The 18,490-nt window shown below is 45.5% G+C and carries 15 protein-coding genes; 10 read left to right on the top strand and 5 right to left on the bottom strand.

Features of this window, described 5'->3' with window-relative positions; all coding sequences use genetic code 11:
- Positions 1-155: 155 nt before the first annotated feature.
- From ACFP56_RS09590 to ACFP56_RS09565, 6 genes are all read left to right on the top strand, one after another.
- Positions 156-2,069 (top strand): ABC-F family ATP-binding cassette domain-containing protein, encoded by a 1,914-nt coding sequence (locus tag ACFP56_RS09590; protein WP_379234653.1) that lies wholly within the window; start codon positions 156-158, stop codon positions 2,067-2,069.
- A gap of 7 nt (positions 2,070-2,076) precedes the next feature.
- Positions 2,077-2,694 carry a fumarylacetoacetate hydrolase family protein gene (locus ACFP56_RS09585; protein ID WP_379233762.1) on the top strand — a complete coding sequence of 206 codons (618 nt, stop codon included), beginning with the start codon at positions 2,077-2,079 and terminating at the stop codon, positions 2,692-2,694.
- 71 nt (positions 2,695-2,765) lie between these two features.
- A complete protein-coding gene (gene rbsK / locus ACFP56_RS09580; protein ID WP_379233760.1) occupies positions 2,766-3,674 on the top strand; it encodes a ribokinase in 909 nt (302 codons plus the stop codon).
- Positions 3,675-3,872: 198 nt separating this feature from the next.
- Positions 3,873-4,871: an ABC transporter ATP-binding protein gene (locus ACFP56_RS09575; RefSeq protein ID WP_379233758.1), complete on the top strand. Its 999-nt coding sequence runs from the start codon at positions 3,873-3,875 to the stop codon at positions 4,869-4,871.
- Positions 4,872-4,883: 12 nt separating this feature from the next.
- The gene (locus tag ACFP56_RS09570; RefSeq protein ID WP_379233756.1) at positions 4,884-5,672 is read left to right on the top strand and encodes an ABC transporter permease; all 789 of its coding nucleotides are present in this window, start codon (positions 4,884-4,886) and stop codon (positions 5,670-5,672) included.
- 38 nt (positions 5,673-5,710) lie between these two features.
- Positions 5,711-6,505: an ABC transporter permease gene (locus ACFP56_RS09565; protein ID WP_379233754.1), complete on the top strand. Its 795-nt coding sequence runs from the start codon at positions 5,711-5,713 to the stop codon at positions 6,503-6,505.
- A gap of 172 nt (positions 6,506-6,677) precedes the next feature.
- Here the strand turns inward: ACFP56_RS09565 and ACFP56_RS09560 are convergent, their stop codons facing one another.
- From ACFP56_RS09560 to ACFP56_RS09540, 5 genes are all read right to left on the bottom strand, one after another.
- Complete coding sequence (locus ACFP56_RS09560; protein WP_379233752.1) at positions 6,678-7,115, bottom strand: Dps family protein; 438 nt, start codon at positions 7,113-7,115, stop codon at positions 6,678-6,680.
- A 322-nt stretch (positions 7,116-7,437) separates the two neighbouring features.
- Positions 7,438-9,369, bottom strand: coding sequence for a glycoside hydrolase family 15 protein (locus ACFP56_RS09555; RefSeq protein ID WP_379233749.1), 1,932 nt, complete (start codon positions 9,367-9,369; stop codon positions 7,438-7,440).
- Positions 9,370-9,377: 8 nt separating this feature from the next.
- The gene (locus ACFP56_RS09550; RefSeq protein WP_379233747.1) at positions 9,378-10,406 is read right to left on the bottom strand and encodes a LacI family DNA-binding transcriptional regulator; all 1,029 of its coding nucleotides are present in this window, start codon (positions 10,404-10,406) and stop codon (positions 9,378-9,380) included.
- Positions 10,407-10,858: 452 nt separating this feature from the next.
- Positions 10,859-12,592 (bottom strand): sensor histidine kinase, encoded by a 1,734-nt coding sequence (locus ACFP56_RS09545; protein ID WP_379233745.1) that lies wholly within the window; start codon positions 12,590-12,592, stop codon positions 10,859-10,861.
- Positions 12,582-13,313 carry a response regulator transcription factor gene (locus ACFP56_RS09540; RefSeq protein ID WP_379233743.1) on the bottom strand — a complete coding sequence of 244 codons (732 nt, stop codon included), beginning with the start codon at positions 13,311-13,313 and terminating at the stop codon, positions 12,582-12,584. The genes ACFP56_RS09545 and ACFP56_RS09540 overlap by 11 nt, the downstream gene beginning before the upstream one ends.
- Before the next feature lie 185 nt (positions 13,314-13,498).
- Here ACFP56_RS09540 and ACFP56_RS09535 point away from each other — a divergent pair, with 185 nt between their 5' ends.
- The 4 genes from ACFP56_RS09535 to ACFP56_RS09520 all read left to right on the top strand — a co-directional run bounded on the left by ACFP56_RS09535 (position 13,499) and on the right by ACFP56_RS09520 (position 18,489).
- Positions 13,499-14,467 (top strand): M23 family metallopeptidase, encoded by a 969-nt coding sequence (locus ACFP56_RS09535; RefSeq protein WP_379233741.1) that lies wholly within the window; start codon positions 13,499-13,501, stop codon positions 14,465-14,467.
- A gap of 243 nt (positions 14,468-14,710) precedes the next feature.
- Entirely contained in the window at positions 14,711-15,748 is a 1,038-nt protein-coding gene (locus ACFP56_RS09530; RefSeq protein ID WP_379233739.1) for a LacI family DNA-binding transcriptional regulator, read from the top strand.
- A gap of 57 nt (positions 15,749-15,805) precedes the next feature.
- A complete protein-coding gene (locus ACFP56_RS09525; RefSeq protein WP_379233737.1) occupies positions 15,806-17,131 on the top strand; it encodes an extracellular solute-binding protein in 1,326 nt (441 codons plus the stop codon).
- A gap of 56 nt (positions 17,132-17,187) precedes the next feature.
- A complete protein-coding gene (locus ACFP56_RS09520) occupies positions 17,188-18,489 on the top strand; it encodes a sugar ABC transporter permease (protein WP_379233735.1) in 1,302 nt (433 codons plus the stop codon).
- Position 18,490: the final 1 nt, after the last annotated feature.

Genomic DNA, 18,490 nt, shown 5'->3' with positions numbered 1-18,490 from the left:
GAGTTGCTGCAAATGCTTTTTTTGTTATGGGCAGCGGTTCGGGATGGAGCCTCGCAGTACAAGTTCATTTAACTGCCGAGCAGTGCAATAGGGAAATGACGTTCATGAACGGCTATGATAAAATAGAACTAGCTTATAGAAAAGTAGGTACGTATATGCATTTATTATCGGTTGAACATATATCAAAAAGCTACGGCGAGAAAGTATTGTTTGAGGACGTGAGCTTCGGCGTTGAGGAAGGGCAAAAGATCGGCATTATCGGTGTCAACGGAACAGGGAAATCAACGTTTCTAAAGGTTATCGCAGGTCTTGAAACGGCTGATGAAGGGAAGGTCAGCGTTGCAAGGCATGCCGTTATTCGAATGCTGTCGCAGGACCCGCAATTCAAGGAAGAGGAAACGGCGCTGGAGCATGTGCTCGGCGGCGATTCTCCTCAGTTCGAGGCGTATACCGCGTATCGCGAGGCGCTTCAGCTTGTTGAGATGAACGCTGCAAGTGAAGAGGCACAGCAGCAGCTCATTCAAGCCAATGCGAAAATGGATGAGCTGGGCGCTTGGCAGCTGGAGAGCGAAGCGAAGCAGGCGCTAAGCAAGCTAGGAATTACCGATTGGACGATGCCGGTATCGCAGATGTCAGGAGGACAGCGCAAGCGTGTCGCCATGGCGGCAGCACTTGTGCTGCCATCAGATATTTTGATTTTGGATGAGCCGACCAACCATATTGATAATGAGTCGGTGCAATGGCTGGAGACGATGCTGCAAAAGCGGCGCGGCGCATTACTGATGATTACGCATGATCGCTACTTTCTTGATCGCGTAAGTAATCGCATTTTAGAGCTGGATCAAGGCAGAGCCTTTTTCTATGAGGCCAATTACAGTAAATTTTTAGAGCTGAAGCTGGAGCGTGAAGAACGCGAGGCAGCCTCTGAAGCAAAGCGTCAAAACCTGCTTCGCAACGAGCTGGCATGGATTCGCCGCGGTGCGAAGGCGCGAACGACTAAGCAAAAGGCACGCATCGAGCGATTCGAACAGCTGCAGGCATCCGCGCCGAAGGAAGGCAATGGCAAGATTGAGCTGTCTGTTGCTTCTACCCGCCTGGGCAGAAAAATCGTCGAGGTCGAGCATGTAAGCAAGGCTTATGGAGAGCGGCAGCTTATTTCTGATTTCAGCTATATCGCGACGCCTGGCGATCGTGTTGGGATTGTCGGACGCAACGGAGCAGGAAAGTCAACGTTGCTTAAAATGATTGGAGGCAAGCTGGAGCCGGATGCAGGACGTATTGAGCTGGGCATGACGGTTAAGCTGGGCTGGTTTTCTCAGGAGCGCGAGGAGATGGATGAAAGTCTTCGCGTATCCGAATATATTCGAGAGGCAGCGGAACAGGTGAAAACCGCAGATGGCTCTACCATTTCAGCCAGTCAAATGCTGGAGCGGTTTCTATTCAACTCTACGATGCAGTGGACGCCGATTGCCAAGCTATCAGGCGGAGAGAAGCGCCGCTTGCAGCTGCTTCGCGTGTTGATGGAAGCGCCGAATGTGCTGCTGCTGGATGAGCCAACGAACGATCTAGATATTGCTACGTTGACCATTTTAGAGGACTATTTGGATGATTTCCCTGGTGTGGTGTTTGTTGTCTCCCATGATCGCTACTTTTTGGATCGTACAGTCGAGAAAATTATCGCCTTCGAGGATGATGGACAGCAGACTGTGCATACAGGCAATTATTCCGATTATGCAGCGTTTGCTGCAACCCGTGAACGTGTCAAGGAAGTCGAGGAGAAACCGACAGCTGCTGAGGAGCAGAAAAAGCCTCGCCAACAGGAGCGTCAGTTGAAAATGTCCTTCAAGGATCAGCGAGACTTCGAGCATATTGAAGATTGGATTATGGAGGCTGAGCAGGAGCTGGAGGATATTGCTTCCCAGATGGAGCAGCACGCCTCCTCTGCAAGCATGCTGCTGGAGCTGACTGAAAAGCAGCAGGCTGCTGAGCTGAAGCTGGAGCAGCTAATGGAGCGATGGACAGAGCTGAACGAGCTGGCAGAACAAATTGAAGCGCAGAAGAAGGGATGAGGTTGCAATGAATGTTGGAAATCTATACTGTGTTGGTCGCAACTATCGCTTGCATGCAGAGGAACTGGGCAATGATGTGCCAAGCTCCCCGATGATATTCACGAAGCCCTCTCACGCACTACGTCATATGGATGGCGGCGAATTAACGATTCCGCATGATCGTGGAGAGGTGCACTATGAGCTTGAGCTCGTTCTGAGAATCCGTGAAGGCTATCAGTCAGGTATGCCGCTGGAGCAAGCCGTTGAGCACTTTACGCTAGGGCTTGATCTGACGCTGCGCGATGTTCAAGCCGAGCTGAAGAAAAAAGGGCATCCATGGCTTGCTGCCAAAGGCTTCAAGGGATCGGCGACTATAGGCGAGTGGCTGCCTATGACGACAGCTGAAGAGCTGGAGCAAGGTCAATTCAAGCTGCTTCGCAACGGCGACACAGCACAATTTGGCGAGCCGAAGGATATGATTTTTGGGTGTAATGAATTGCTTCAGTTTATTGATAAGCATTATGGCTTGGGGGCTGGAGATTTGATCTATACAGGGACACCTGCCGGGGTAGCTGCTCTGCATGCTGGAGATCAGCTGCAAGCTTATTGGAATGATCAACTGCTAGGAAGCTGCGTAATTAAGTAGTACTGTACGATGTTGCCGTTAGATGATTAGTGTACTAGAGGAACAATTGAAGCCAGATAGAAGGTGGATGTATGGCGAAGCAGCCTCATATTGTTGTCGTAGGAAGCTTGAACATGGATTTGGTTGTAAATGTAAACGACTTTCCGCAAGTAGGCGAGACAAAGCTTGGCGAGTCGATATCGTATTTAAGCGGCGGGAAAGGTGCGAATCAGGCGGTTGGCTGCGCGAGGTTGGGCGCCCGGGTATCAATGGTAGGCGCTGTAGGAAGCGATGCATTCGGACAGCAAATCATAAGTCAGCTTGAACAAGAGGGAATTGATGTTTCCGGAGTGAAGCAAATAGACGATGTCGCGACAGGAGTTGCCAGCATCACTCATACGCCAGTCGATAATAGCATTATTATTGTGGCTGGGGCTAATGGTCGCGTCACACCGCATGACGTATATGAGCAGAGACAGAAGATTGCAGCTGCTGATGTGTTGCTCGTTCAGCTGGAAATTCCGGTCGATGCTGTACAGGAAGCGCTTCGAATTGCAAAGGAAGCAGGCGTATTAACGATACTGAATCCTGCTCCAGCGCAGAAACTGCCAATTGAGCTGCTACAGCTCGCCGATTATATGACGCCCAATGAGATTGAGTTTCAGCAGCTAAGCGGAAAAAGCCTGGATACACCTCAGTATCGGGAAGTAGCTGCAGATTACTGCGATAAACTAGGCAGCTCATTACTTATTACTAGAGGTCCCGAAGGCGCAATCTTATATGATCAAGGGGCATGGGCTGAAGCAGCAGCGCCAAAAGTAGAGGTGAAAGATACAACTGGAGCTGGTGATTGCTTGAATGCAGCCTTCGCAACGATGCTTGCCTATGGCAAGCATTCGGATGAGGCGCTGCGCTTGGCCGTCCATGCAGCTTCAATATCGGTTACACGATATGGTGCGCAGGACGGTATGCCTACGCTGAAGGAATTATCAACGGGTTAAATGATAGAAGGAATTAGTTTTTAGATGCTATAGACCGCTGCCTTATGAGGTGCGGTCTATTTTTTATGAGCTAATGTAATGATCACTAAAGCTTAACGCAAAAATCAACTAATTTATCAGGTAGAAATACCAAGTTTTGGTGTCTTATACTAGATGAATCTAGCAATTTTATAGAGAGAATGGGGTGTTGTGTTCGTTATGGAAATAATAGCTGTGGAGCATATTACGAAAACGTACCGACAGTATCGAAGATTTCCAGGTGTATGGGGCTCCATAAGGAGTTTATTCACGCGGGAGTATCAAGAGGAGACAGCAGTACATAATCTTTCCTTTTCAATCCAGGAGGGCGAGGCGGTAGGTTACTTAGGCCCTAACGGCGCGGGAAAATCAACGATGATTAAAATGATGAGCGGTATACTAGTGCCAACCGCCGGGGAGCTGCGAGTGCTTGGAAACGTGCCTCATCTTGCAAGAAAAGACAATGCTATGAACATGGGGGTCGTATTTGGCCAGCGTAGTCAGCTTTGGTGGGATCTTCCTGTCAGTGACTCCTTTGATCTGCATCGATCCATTTATAAAATTCCTGATGCGGTCTATGAGAAAAATTTAGCATTTTGTATGGATATGCTGTCCATGCAGGAGTTTGTACAGAAGCCAGTTAGGCAGCTAAGCTTAGGACAGCGCATGCGAGTAGAAATCGCCATGGCGTTATTGCACGAGCCTAAAATTTTATTCCTGGACGAGCCTACCATCGGACTTGACGTCATGGCTAAGGATCAGATCAGACATTTTTTGCGTACTGTCAATCGTGAGAAAAAAGTAACGATTGTCCTCACAACGCATGATATGAAGGATATTGAGGAGATCTGTCCACGATTGATTGTCGTCAATAAAGGGGAGCTTGTTTACGATGGCTCTGTTGCAGAACTGCGTCGCAAGCTTGGACAAGAGCGCCAGGTTGTTATTGAGTTCCGTGAAGAACCAGGAGATATTAATTTGCCAGGCGTTATGCTGCTGCAGGAGGAGGGCTTGAGGAAAACATATTTATTTTCGAAGCATGAAACAGGCGTATTCGAGCTTGTCAGTCAAATAGCGGCCAAGTATTACGTTGAAGATGTCTCGATTGAGCATGCGGATATCGAGTCCGTAATCCGAAGGCTGTATCAGCAGTTAGCTGCAGAACAACAAACAGGTTAAGGAGAGTGTGCGATGGTTACTTATGTCAAGTTTACAGCTAAAGCCTTCTCCAAACAGCTGGCGTATCGTTCAGAGGTATGGCTGCGCTTATTAGGTAATTTTGTGACGATATTGATTCAAGTTGAGATATGGCGAGCAGTTATAGGGAGCGGGAGTGTAGAAGGCATTACGCTTGAGCAGATGATTACATACAGCATTATTAATACGCTTCTGCTCGCGCTATTATTAAACGGTATAAGCGGCAGGGTGGACGAGAGTCTGAAGTCAGGAAGCATTGCTTCAGAATTAATTAAGCCGATTTCTTATCCATTATTTTTGCTGTTTGATGGTCTTGGAAGCTCAATCTATCAGCTTGTATTTACCGTTGTCCCGTCAATGCTTATTGCATGGATATTTTTTGGAATTGTTAAGCCGGCAACATTAACTCATTTCATCGCTTTTGTAATGGCACTGATAATGGCGCTTTCAGTTTCGTTTTTGCTAGGCTATTTAGTATCCTTGGTTGCGTTTTGGTTTATGAATCATTTTGCCCTTAGCTGGACGCTTAGTGGTTTTATTACGATCTTCTCAGGTACATTTCTGCCAATATGGTTTTTCCCTGATTCATGGGTAGCAGTCGCAAACATGCTTCCTTTTCAGTATATGGGCTATATCCCGGCAGCTATTTATTTAGGTCATTTTTCAGTATCCGAGTTGTGGCTGGTGCTTGCAGGAGGAGCTGGCTGGATCATTGGGCTGCTTATTCTCGTGCAATGGCTTTGGACGAAAGCAGTGCGACGCCTAGTCGTACAGGGCGGTTAGGAAGAACTGGAAAGCGATAGATAGAAAGGCGGTCATTCATGACGATACAACTATTTAGTAAATTAGTAAGGCTGCTGCTCAAAGAAAGAATGGAGTATCGTGCTGACTTTATTCTGTCAGCATTTGCACAAATTATTGCATATGCAGGGGATTATATAGTGATCTGGTTGTTTATGCAAAAATTTAACACGATAGCAGGCTGGACGTGGCCTGAGATTGCTTTTTTGTATAGTCTGGGGTTGTTTACTTATGCTTTAGGTGCATCCTTTTCATTTGTTCAAATGCGTGAGCTTGAATCACAGGTAAAGCAGGGGACGTTTGACAGTATACTTATTAAGCCTGTCAATCCTTATTTGTATCTTGTGAGCAGAGGGTTTAATCTTGCGTATATTGCGCATATTGCGATTTCAGGCTCTGTACTGGTATGGGCGATCCTTAAGATGAATGTTTCATGGGGGATTGGATCTTATTTGTACTTAGCAGTCGTGATGATTAGCGGGGCGATGATTCACGCTGGAATCCTTACTGCCATTGGAGCCGTGTCGTTTAAGTGGGTGAGGACCAATTTCTTATTCAACTTGTTTTTTAGATTAAAGGAATTTATCTCGTATCCGCTGCCGATTTTCGGAACGTTTATTCAGATTATACTGACCGTCGTTGTTCCGTTGGCATTTGTAAATTTCTATCCGGCATCCTATCTTCTGTCTAATGATGCGGCGTTATTACCACAATGGGCGATGTGGGTAGTGCCTGCTGTTGGGCCGCTCTGTTATTGGGCTGGCTACAAGTTCTGGATGCACGGTGTCAACAAGTATCAAGGTGCCGGAGGCTAAGGCTCATGAATGCGCCAAACGAGTAAAAGCCATAGCTGATACATAAGGAGCCTGTAACGCGCCCTTGACTAGCTCGTCACTAGGCAGGGGTGCGTTACTGCTTCTTGCATCAGCAATGGCTTGTTTTTGTTTGGTAGAAGGAGTCTAGGACGCGCCCTAATCAACCGTTAACTTAATCGTTAAATGCAGTCAGCATCCACACATGCTTTTCTAAAGAAGTATGAATCGCAAGAAGCATATCCGCTGACGTTTCATCACCTGCTTGCTGAGCAACTTCCATACCTTCCTTAAGCTCACCAATTACAATTGTAAAATCCTTGATTAGCTGGTCGACCATCTCAGTAGCTGTTTCATTGCCTTGAGCTTCTTTGACGCTCGAATGTTCTAAGTAATCTACCATTTTGGCAAGCGGCTTGCCTTTTACAGCAAGTAAACGCTCCGCAATTTCATCGATATGAAGTGCTGCTTCCTCATAAAGCTCCTGGAACTTGGCGTGCAGCGTGAAAAACTGAGTACCTTTTACGTACCAGTGATAGTTGTGAAGCTTAACGTAAAGCACGCTCCAGTTAGCAATTTGACGATTTAGCTGTTGTTGAATTGTATTCATCATCATTCCTCCATCCATAGTCTGTTTTAACGATTAGCTGTTACTTGAATAAGCTGCAGCTCTGCGAACCAACAATCTCTAAAAAGTCTTTGCGAAAAGACGATATTCCATACATTGTATGCATTCTTTGAATTAGACTAATTCATTATTTATAATTATTACAAATTAATAATAAGAAGTCAACCATTTTCAGTTTCAAGTATTCACTTAAGAGAGTTATCATATCCACATGTTAACACGAATAAAGAAAAAAGCTGCGCCTGCAACTGTTACATTCGAGCAACAATTGTGGAGCAGCTTTATTTGTCTAAGGTGTGAACAGCAATTACTTTGCTTCAGCTAGCATAAACACGGAAAGAATGAACATAGCATGCGACCAGGTAAGTGGCACAACCCAAGCAGTTTCGCCTGTGTTTTTGTCTACCTGTTCAGGCAGCAGCCCTGTCTCGGTACGATGGTCAAGCGCCCACTGCATATGCTTGCGGCCTGCTTCGACATCGCCAGTTGCAAAGCGGTAATGTGCAAGCCAAAGCGTTGTAAGAATCCATGGATTTCCTCCAATATAGATATCATCCTCATAGCGTTTAATACCGCCCACTTCAGGGACTGTTAGCAATCGTTCTACTGCATCTGCTGTCGAACGCATACGCTCGGATTCAGCAGGTACTGCGTTAAATGGAACACTTATGCCTAGCAAGCTGATATCGATAATCGGATCATGCTTGAGTACGTATTTCTTGTAGCCTTTATCCAGATCTTCAACAAAGCCCTCATGACCAGCTTGTGTATCTTGATTGAATTTTTCAGCAGAAACCTTCAGGTTAATGCCACGATAGAAGCTTTGAAGCTCCTCGTTAAAGCAGTACGCTTCAATTCCAGCCTTAATGCCATCAGCCAGCTCGCTCCATTGCTCTGCAAGCTCATACTCACCTGCAAGCTCTGCAAAACCAGAAGCAGCCTTAAGTCCGCCGTATACAGCAGCAGACGAGTACGTATGAGATGCTTCGCGCTCTTCCCATAAATCAATACTTGGCTTAGGCAATCCAGTTGCAGGATCAATGAAGGATGCAAGGAACTGCGCGCCTTTTAGAACAGCGGGCCATATGCGAGAGGCGAATGCTCGATCTTCATTTACAAGGTAATGCTCCCACATACCCCAGATAATCGATGCTCCTTCATCGATTTGCAAGCCCCAGGAAGGTGCAAGCTGTCCATCATGATAATGGCGCTGCTGCCAAGAGCCGTCAGGTGATTGAGCGGTTAATGTCCAATCGTAGAAAGCATCCGTCAGATCCTTCAAACCAACCTTATCAAGCGCTGTTGTGATGAATGCAGCATCGCGCCCCCAACAATAGGAATAACCACCGCAACGACTAAATGTTTCATCAAATTCAGGTGCTGCAATAATCGTGCCCGTTTTTTCGTCAGACATTAATTTGAACATTAGAATGGATCGTTCGTACAACGCTTTAATTTCAGCATCTTCAACCGGACAAGGCACTGCTGCAGAGACATAATCATTCCAGTATCGATTGGTTTGCTCTGCCCAAAGTTCACTTGTCTGCTTACGTGCATCCTGTAATACGCTAACGGCATCATGCTCGTTGCCCGCAGCAGCTACATAAATAGGAAGAATAATTGTTTCCCCAGGAGCTAGGCTAAGCTGCCAAGACATTGCTCCAGTTGGCTGCATGTCGATTACAGAACCATTCAGCTCACCTTTCTGTACATCTTCCCAGGAAATGCCGGACTGGAATTTTGTGCATACGATTGCACTTGAAACCGTAAAATAGTATTGATGACGGAAATGAATTAATGCATCTGCTTCTGCATTAAACATTGTCGTGTTGTATAGGCCATTTTCGCTAATAACAAAGCTGGAGTGAACGACAAAGGAAAAGCTTTTGCTTTCTGTGCCAGTGTTTTGAATAGCATATTCACGTACAAGCAGGTCTTTGCCAGGAACAGCAAAGTGACGGCTGCTTACCGTTAGACCAGCTTGCGGGCTAACTGCATCTACGTGTAAAATATTGCTGCGATCTGCGTAATATACGTTATGAGACCAGCCATTAGTCGCTTCGTCGAACCAATTAATTGTATGGTCTTCCTGAATTCCAACGCGCATTGCATCGACATGCTGTGGCGTATCTATATTCGGCCACCATAGGCGATACATTTTACCTGTACGGCCTAGTGTTGCTAGCATGCGAGAATTGCCGATTACGGCATCTACCAAATAAGGTTTTTTTTCATTCATTGTCATCATTAACCTCTCTTGTGTATTTCTTTAATAGAAGATTCTCTTACAACTAAGCGATGCGGAATAATGTTGCGTGCTTGAGAAGCAAGATTTTCTTGTATACGACGAACCAGCAAATGAGAAGCTGTATAGCCAAGCTGATACGTACTGATATCAACAGAACTGATTGCAGGGGATGCAAGCTCTGCCAATGCAATATTATTGAAGCTGACCAAGCTGATGTCATGCGGGACCTGAAAGCCCAGCTCATTTAAACCGCGAAGCACACCGAAAGCAGTTACATCATCAATGACAATTAGAGCGGTTGGTGGATCAGGTATATTCATTACGAAGGACATCGCTCGGTAGCCGCTGTGCTGTAGGAATTCACCATCGACAATCCATTCTGGATTAATCGTCAATCCTGCTTCTTCCATCGCCTTACGGTAGCCAGCAAGTCGGTCTACAGAAACCGTTAAATTAGGCGGACCAATTACAAAGCCTATTTTGGTATGCCCTTGGTTGAGCATATGAGTCGTTGCATCGAACGAAGCTTGCACATTATCTGTATCAACGCTAATGATAGTATCATGCCCTTCCGTACGACCGATTAGTACAGTAGGGAATTCGTGCTTAGCTAGAAGCTTGATTAATGGATCATTCTGTCTGGAGGACAGAAGCACAACACCATCGACACGTCTGCCAAGCACCAATCTTGAAATGGTATCTTGCTCATCTGCTGGAGATGTTGCTGCTGCAAGCAGCATATCATAGCCTGCTTTCGTTGAATGTGCTAATATGCCGCGAAGAAGCTCTCCAAAGAAAAAATCCTGAAACAGCTCTTCTGCAGGGCGAGGAAGCACGATTGCTAACGTTTTCGTCGTTTTTGATACAAGACTTTTCGCCATTACGTTAGGATGGTAGCCCATCTCTTCCATAATTCGTTTAACTTTTTCAGTCGTTGCTTTACTAATTCTCGAGTGATTGGATATAACACGCGATACGGTAGAGGGAGATACACCTGCTGCCTTCGCGATATCTTTAATCGTTACCATGAGATCGATCCTTCCCGAATAGCCTACCTATCTACTATAGCTTTTTGTGCAACGTAATGCAATCAAATGATATATGAATGAAAATCAGCTTAAGAATACAAATACTATAAAAAGTAAAGATATATAGCGAAAATGAAAGTAAATTTAAGTTTTATTGCAATTGAAGGGGACAATAGGAACTGCGCAATCGTTTTAACAATTGATATTCATTTTTGTTAAATGAATTCGCTTACTTGCTATGATAAAAAGGGGATTTGGTCATTCAAGATAAGGAATTCCTATATAAATATAAATAAAACGAGAAAACAATTCAATCGTTTGCATAAAAGAGAGAAGCCTGACTAGGTTCATCCTATTAATGCATAATATAAAAAGGACCAACTGTAATCGTATGCTAACACGACTACCAGTGGTCCGACGGTATAATGGAAAAATAGTAGAACAATTGAAATCTATCGGCCGAGGCTTGCAGGATGTTTCCAGATTAGTCGAATTGTAGTACCATGACCAGGCTTGGAGTCTACTTGAATCTCTCCGTCCAATGCTTGAACAAGCTCCTTCGTAATTGCCATGCCAAGCCCGCTGCCAGCTACGGACTGCTCCGTATTCGTTCCTCGATAATAGCGTCTAAACAGCTGATTGACCGTCTGCTCATCCATTCCTTGACCATCATCGATAACAGAAATGCACCAGCCATCATCTGCTAACGGCTCCAGCTCAATCGTGATGTTAGTATCGTTAGAGTTGTGAAGCAGGCTATTGGCGATTAAATTATCAATAATTCGTTCAAACCATGGCGCATGGACCTTTCCGAATATCTCTTGCTTAGGCAAGGTACAGGAAATGCTGCGCGTAGAAAAAGCGGGATGTGCCGATGCTCTGACAACGGCTTCTTGCAGCAATGCACCAATCGAATGCTGATCTAATGCAACGGGCAGCTCTCCGCTGCGAAGACGGTAGGTTAAAGCCAAGTCTTCCATTAGCTGATCCATATACTGACTTTTTTCTAAAATTGTTGCTGCAAAAGATCGCACCTCATCATCTGTCCAGCTGTACTTGTCGGCAGCGAGCATATGCGCATAGCCTTGAATAGAGGCAAGAGGTGTTTTCATATCGTGGGTAACTCCAGCTATCCATTCCTCGCGGTAAAGCTGTGTCTTTTGCTCGGCATCTTTGCTGGCACGAAGTGTCGCTGCCAGTTTATGGATGGATTCCATGACTTCCTTGAACAAGTGCTTTTTTTGCTTTTGCTTCGAAAAGCTTACTTGCTCCAAGCTGCCAACTGCAATGCGCTGGATCGAATCTATAATATCAAGCACAGGCTTAACGAAGCGATTGGCGTAGCCGATTGCGAGAACGATAAAAACGATTAAAGCACCAGCGATAAACATAACGAGGCTGATTAGCATAACTTGAATTTCGGACCGAACATTTGGAATAATCGAGGTGTGATGCAGCTTCTCCGTTACAGGAGCCTGCAGAATCCAAGTGTAGCCGGTTTGTTCATCGTAATCGGTTTGAAATACTGTGCCGTATTCATCAAAGTAGGTGGAACGCAAGGCAAGCTCGGATAGGGTGTACAAGCTTGGCGCATGAGCAGGCTTGTTCCATGAAGCAATTTCATTTCCCTCGCTGTTTATAACCTGTATCCAGCCGCCCATATTTGCGAGCTCCATTTCAACTGTATCGGGTAGAAGAATTGAATCCTCGTTAAGCTCAGCCTGCTCGATAAAGGGTACAAGATATTGGCTTGACGAAGCGGATATGCCATACAAAAGAATATAGGTATGAGCACCCTTCGAATGAATCCACAGACCAATGATATAAGGAGATGGGTGCTTGCCCTGCCATAGATCAATAAGCTGTCCGGGCTCATAGCGTTCGGGTACGTCCTCAGGCGTAAAAAAGGACTGGAGCACATTGCCTTGCTCATCCAAACTTTGCAGCCATCCGCCATCCTGCTCCAGCAGATCAAGCATGGTAGAATGAACAATCAAGCCGTTCTCATCCACCTCTGCATCATTAATGAGCTGCATAATCCCATAAGGCGCAAAGCTTCGTTTTATATCAATTTTGTTTAGCTCAGTAATCATCCAAACTAGGATAGCAATAGCCAATATAGCAAGCAGAACACCCGCTAATGAAATTTGTAAAGCAAAGCGTACAGTCAGTCTTCTACGAAGCATCTTGACCTCCAGAGCTGCGTGGCGGGACAAGCTTATAGCCGATTCCTCGCACATTTACAATAATTTGCGGATTGGACGGATCAAGCTCAATGCGTTCTCGTATGCGATGGATATGTACCATAACGGTATTGTCATCGTTCAGCATAGATTCTCCCCATACATATTCATACAGCTCGCTTTTACTAAACACGCGATTAGGGTGCTTGCACAAAAACAGCAGCAGTTGAAAGACTAGCGCAGGACAATGAACGACGTTGCCATCTACAATAAGCGAGGCCGTTTCTTCATTGACTTCAAACCGCTCATAGCGATAGATCGCATGTTTCTTGCTCACAGCAGTAGGCATCGACTTAAAAGTCTTGCGCAGCTGGGCGCGTACACGAGCGACAACCTCTAGTGGATTGAAGGGCTTTTTAATATAGTCATCGCCCCCTACAGCAAAACCGGATAAAACATCAAAATCTGAAGACTTGGCTGTTAGGAACAGAATTGGGGCCTCGGTTGTTTTACGAATAAAAGGACATATTTCCAAGCCGCTCGCTCCTGGCATCATAATATCCAGCAGCACAAGATCATAACGTCGCTGCTCGCATTTTTCCAGTGCTTCTTCACCGCTATAGGCCATGTCGATGGAAGTGAAGCCTTCCTTTTTCAATACGGTTGCAACTAATTCTACGATCGATCGCTCATCATCGACGATAAGTATTGCTGCATGCTCCATATGTCTCACCTCGTTCGTTGGTTAGCCTTATTCTAACATGGCAGGCTGGGGTGCTGAATCTTAACTTTACCTTAACGATGTGCTTATTTCGTGCAAAAAGTTTAGCTAAATGTAATGCAGCGTTTCATGGCTGTTAAGATTCGCCAACTATACTTGAGCTAAGCTTACAAAAAGGAGAGAATGAAATGAGACACGCTATTGCGCCATTACTTATTTTGTTGTTGCTGTCGCTGCTCGCTAGCGGGTGCAGCAGTCAACTTGGAAACGGAGGAGATGAAATGGGAGAGAGCAACAAAACGATACAAGAGGGAATGCTCGCATCTGCGATGCAGGAGGGCAAATACGAGGAGATATATAGTCAATTTAGTAAGGAGCTGCAAGAGCTGGTTACATTACGTGATTTTGAAGCACTTGGCACAGAATTTGTTCAGGGTGAACAGTTCGATTTGATTTCCACGATGCCTGTAAATGGTTACCGCGATGAGGTGTGGCATAATCAAGCAAGCTCGCCTAAGGGGATTATGGCTGTGATGGATGGACAACAAACTATCGTTGGGTTTCAGGTGTTGAATCTAGTGAGCTATCCAGAAACCGACCAGCTAAGCTCAGAAACAGCATTTCAGCTTCCTTTTCAAGATGAGTGGCTAGTTTTCTGGGGTGGCAAAAATGTGTTTGTCAATTATCACTACGAATATGATGAAGGGCGCTATGCCTATGATTTTGTAAAGGTGAAGGATGGCTATACGTATGAAGGAGATCCAACCCAAAACGAGAGCTATTATGCGTATGATGAACCGGTACTCGCACCAGCAGCAGGTACAGTCATTGCTGTAGTTGATGGCATTGAGGATAATGTTCCCGGCGAGATGAATCCAGCACAGTCAGCAGGCAATATGGTAGTCATTGAGCATAACAACGGTGAAAAGAGTCTGCTCGCTCATTTCAAAAAGGATTCTATCAAGGTGAAGATGGGAGATTCGGTTGAAGCGGGTCAGTTGCTTGGGACATGCGGCAATTCAGGAAATTCCTCCGAGCCGCATATTCATTATGAGGTAACAAAGCCGCAAGCGGACGGCAGCGAGCTCTCAATTCCGATAACGTTCGAGGACGGTAAGGAATGGGTGCGTGGAGATATTGCAGTAGGAAGTAACTAGCCTTGGGAGCAAGTCTAGCAAAGCTTCGTAAATAGCTTCCTGTACACTTCTAGTGAAGCTTCACATAAAGCATCTCTGGTTAGCGTTATGACGCAAAGACCTGAGATGCTTTTTTACAATTAAAAAAAATTCTTAAAAATTGTGTATTGACGACATTTTAATCAGCTGATATGATTTGGTTAAAGGTTTAATCAATATGTCTGCATAATAATTAAACCTTTAACCATTTGATGAGGAGTAGCTATGAAACAGGAAATAAACATCATGGACGTCGCGCAGCTTGCCAACGTTTCGATTGCAACCGTATCCAATGTAATCAACGGCAAAGGCAGGGTGTCATCGCTGACAGAGAAAAGAGTCCGCAAAGCGATCGACGAGCTCGGCTATGCTCCTAATTTGCTGGCACGCAATTTGAAAACGAAGCGATCTGGTCTTATCGGCTTGGTGGTGCCCACCGTAAAGCCTGGACGGTTGAAGGACAATCCATTTTATTGGGATTTGCTGGCGGGGGTAGAGGAGTACGCGCGTGAACGGGATTTCCACATAATATTATCCGGCTTTGACGAAGCAGAAGAGAGCTTTGAGTTCGTGAAGGAAAGACAGCTGGATGGCTTGATTATTGTTGGGACTGGAGAGCAATCATCAGCAATCGACAAGGTGCTGGCGCTCAATATACCTTTTGTCTTTGTTGATAATTATCTAATGAATCCTGATCTCTATCAAATTTCGCTTGATGACCGACTCGGCGGCTGGCTTGCAACAAAGCATTTGCTTGATTTGAATCATCGAAAGATTGCCGTACATATCGGGGACATTCCGCTTGAGCGTATCCATCAATTTGGCGTACTCCATGAACGTTGGAACGGCTACCGATTGGCATTGGAGGAAGCAGGGATAGCTTATGACGCTTCTTTAATGATTCAGCTCCCAACCTCGATAGAGGGAGGGCAGGAGGCTGCAGAATGGCTGGCGCAGCATTCGGATGTTACAGCAATCTTCTCATTTTCAGATATTGCTGCTATCGGCATTCTAAAAGGGTTAAAGGAACGGGGAATAAAGGTGCCCCAGGACAAATCGGTCATTGGTTTTGACGACCTGTACATGACAGCGTTTACAAGTCCGCCGCTCACAACGGTATCGCAAAATATCGTTGTAAAGGGAATTGCAGCAGCACAGCTGCTCTTTCACCAGATCGAAAACAGTTCTCACTATTCACGAAAGGTGGTGTTGCCAGTAGAACTAAAAATTAGAGAAACAACAGGGTGGTTAAGTAAAGATTAGAAAAATCAATTTCGTCAAATTAAAAAATTCATTGCAAACCTAAGGGAGGATTTTACATTGAGAACAAAACGAATGTTAGCACTCGTAATGACGATGATTCTTGTAACGGCTATGTTGGCAGCTTGCGGTCCTGATCGCGGCAATTCCGGCAACACGAATCAAGGCTCTAATCAGCCAACAAACAATAATCCAACCAGTACGCCTGAAGGCTCGGATGAAACATCAAACCTGCCTGAAAAACCAGCAGAGTTGAAGGTATGGGCAGATGACACTGCTGATAAACTTGCCGCATTGGAAACGATTACGAATAAATACACAGAACAAACAGGTATTCCAGTAAAAATTACACCGATCGCGATGAACGATCAGATCCAAGCGCTATCGCTTGACGGTCCTGCAGGCAATGGTCCTGACCTATTCTATCAGCCGGGTATCGGAAGCCTTTCCGTACAAGGACTAGTTCAACCGATGGAAATTAGCGATGAGGTTAGAGCTGATTTCACTGAGGATGCGCTTGGTGCACTAAGCTACGATGGTCATTTGTATGGTATGCCTTTCGTTGTTGAAACGTACGCGTTGCTTTACAACAAAGCGTTAATCCCAGAAGCTCCCAAAACAATTGCAGAGCTTGAGAAGCTTGCTGAAGATATGACTAATGCAAGCAACAATGAATACGGCTTCTTATTTAATGCAACAGATTTCTACTTCGCATGGGCATTCATGGGCGGAAGTGGCGGATACATTTTCAAGGAAGATGGAAATGGTTTTGACATTTCTGACATCGGCTTTAATAAGGAAGGCTCAGTTGAAGGCGCCTCATTAATTCAAAGCTGGTTTGACAAAGGCTACCTGCCAAAAGGCGTGAATGGTGATGTTGTTGGCGGCTTGTTTAATGAAGGCAAAGTAGCAGCAGTTATTAACGGTCCTTGGGCAATTACAGATCACCGTGCGCAGCTAGGCGATAACTTGGCGGTTGCACCTCTTCCAGTAATGGATAATGGCAATCATCCTGAATCCTTTATCGGCGTGAAGGGCTGGATGCTGTCTGCATTCTCGCAGCATGCATACTGGGCAACTGATCTAGCAGTATTTTTGACGAACGCGGAAAACTCTCTAGAGTGGTTCAAGCAAACAGGCGAAACGCCTCCTAACTTGAAGGCGCTAGAAGACCCTGCAATTACGGAGGATCCGCTTGTAGTAGGCTTCACGGAGCAAACAAAATACGGCAAGCCTTTCCCTAACGTGGCTGAGCTATCTCATGTATGGGATCCAATGGCCAATGCATTGAAATTCATTAGCGAAGGCCAAGATGTTCAGGAGGTTCTGGACGAGGCTGTCGTGCAAATTCAAGATCTAATCAAAATGGCTGGCGCCAACCAATAATTACATGAAGCGGGGGATGTGTGAGCATCTTCCGCTTCCACAAAGAAGGTGTGAACTTGAAACCACAATCAGAAACGACCGCTGTCCATCGGTTCTCGTCTCATAAGCCAGTTCTAGCTGTGCTGCTGTCTATATTGCCTGGACTTGGTCAGCTTTACAATCGCAGATGGATCAAGGGGATATTATTTCTTGTTTTATCGTTTGCCATGCTGGGATTGCTGTATGACTTCATGAACATTGGCTTCTGGGGCATTTATACATTAGGTACAATCCCCATGGTGGATGATTCAAGAAGCTTGCTCGTTCAGGGCTTGTTAAGCATCCTGGTCACCCTCTTTTTACTCGTTTTTTATGTATATAATTTGTTCGATGCGCACAAGGATGCTAGTGGGCTGAAGCAGGGCTTCAGGCTTCCGAGTGTGGCAGAAGGCGCTCGATTAACCTGGGATCGCGGTTTCCCATACTTTATGGTGCTGCCAGGCTTGTTTATTCTAACGTTTGTCGTGATCTTTCCGCTATTGTTCATGATCGCGCTTGCGTTCACCAACTACAATATGTACAATTCGCCGCCTGCAAAGCTGCTTGATTGGGTAGGCTTCGAAAACTTTAAAGTGCTGTTTACTGATCCTTCGTGGCGAAGCAGCTTGCTATCGGTGCTATCTTGGACAGTAATCTGGACCTTTGTTGCCACTACGCTGCAAATTGCGCTGGCAATGGGTCTTGCCGTTATGGTGAATGATACGAGAGTAAAATTCAAACGATTGATCCGTATCATATTTATTTTGCCTTGGGCGGTTCCGTCCTTTGTTACGATTCTAATTTTCGCAGCGATGTTTAATGATGGCTTCGGCGCCATCAATCGCGAGCTGCTTGCGCCATTTGGCATCTCGATTCCATGGATGAGTGATCCAACTTGGGCAAGAATCAGCATCATTATGATTCAAGTATGGCTGGGCTTTCCGTTTGTATTCGCCTTGTTTAGCGGTGTGCTGCAAAGCGTATCGAAGGAATGGTACGAGGCTGCTGAGGTAGACGGAGGCAGTCGTTGGGCAAAGTTCAGACATATTACGATGCCGCATGTTATGTATGCAACAGCACCGCTGTTAATTATGCAGTATGCGGGCAACTTCAACAATTTCAACGTCATCTATTTGTTCAATCAAGGCGGACCACCTGTGCGCGGACAGATGGCTGGCGGAACTGACATTTTGATTTCGTGGGTTTACAAGCTCACCTTTGAAAACAACAATTACAAAATGGCAGCTGTGATTTCGATTATTATGGGCGTTATTGTTGCGATTCTGGCACTGCTGCAATTCCGCAGAAGCCGTTCGTTCAGAGAGGAGAAGATGTACTAAA

Origin of the sequence: Paenibacillus septentrionalis (assembly GCF_042659865.1) — a bacterium.
In the GTDB taxonomy this organism is placed as follows: Bacteria; Bacillota; Bacilli; order Paenibacillales; family Paenibacillaceae; genus Pristimantibacillus; species Pristimantibacillus septentrionalis.
The sequence above is the reverse complement of the archived record's forward strand: the minus strand, read 5'-3'. Positions and strand labels throughout refer to the sequence as shown.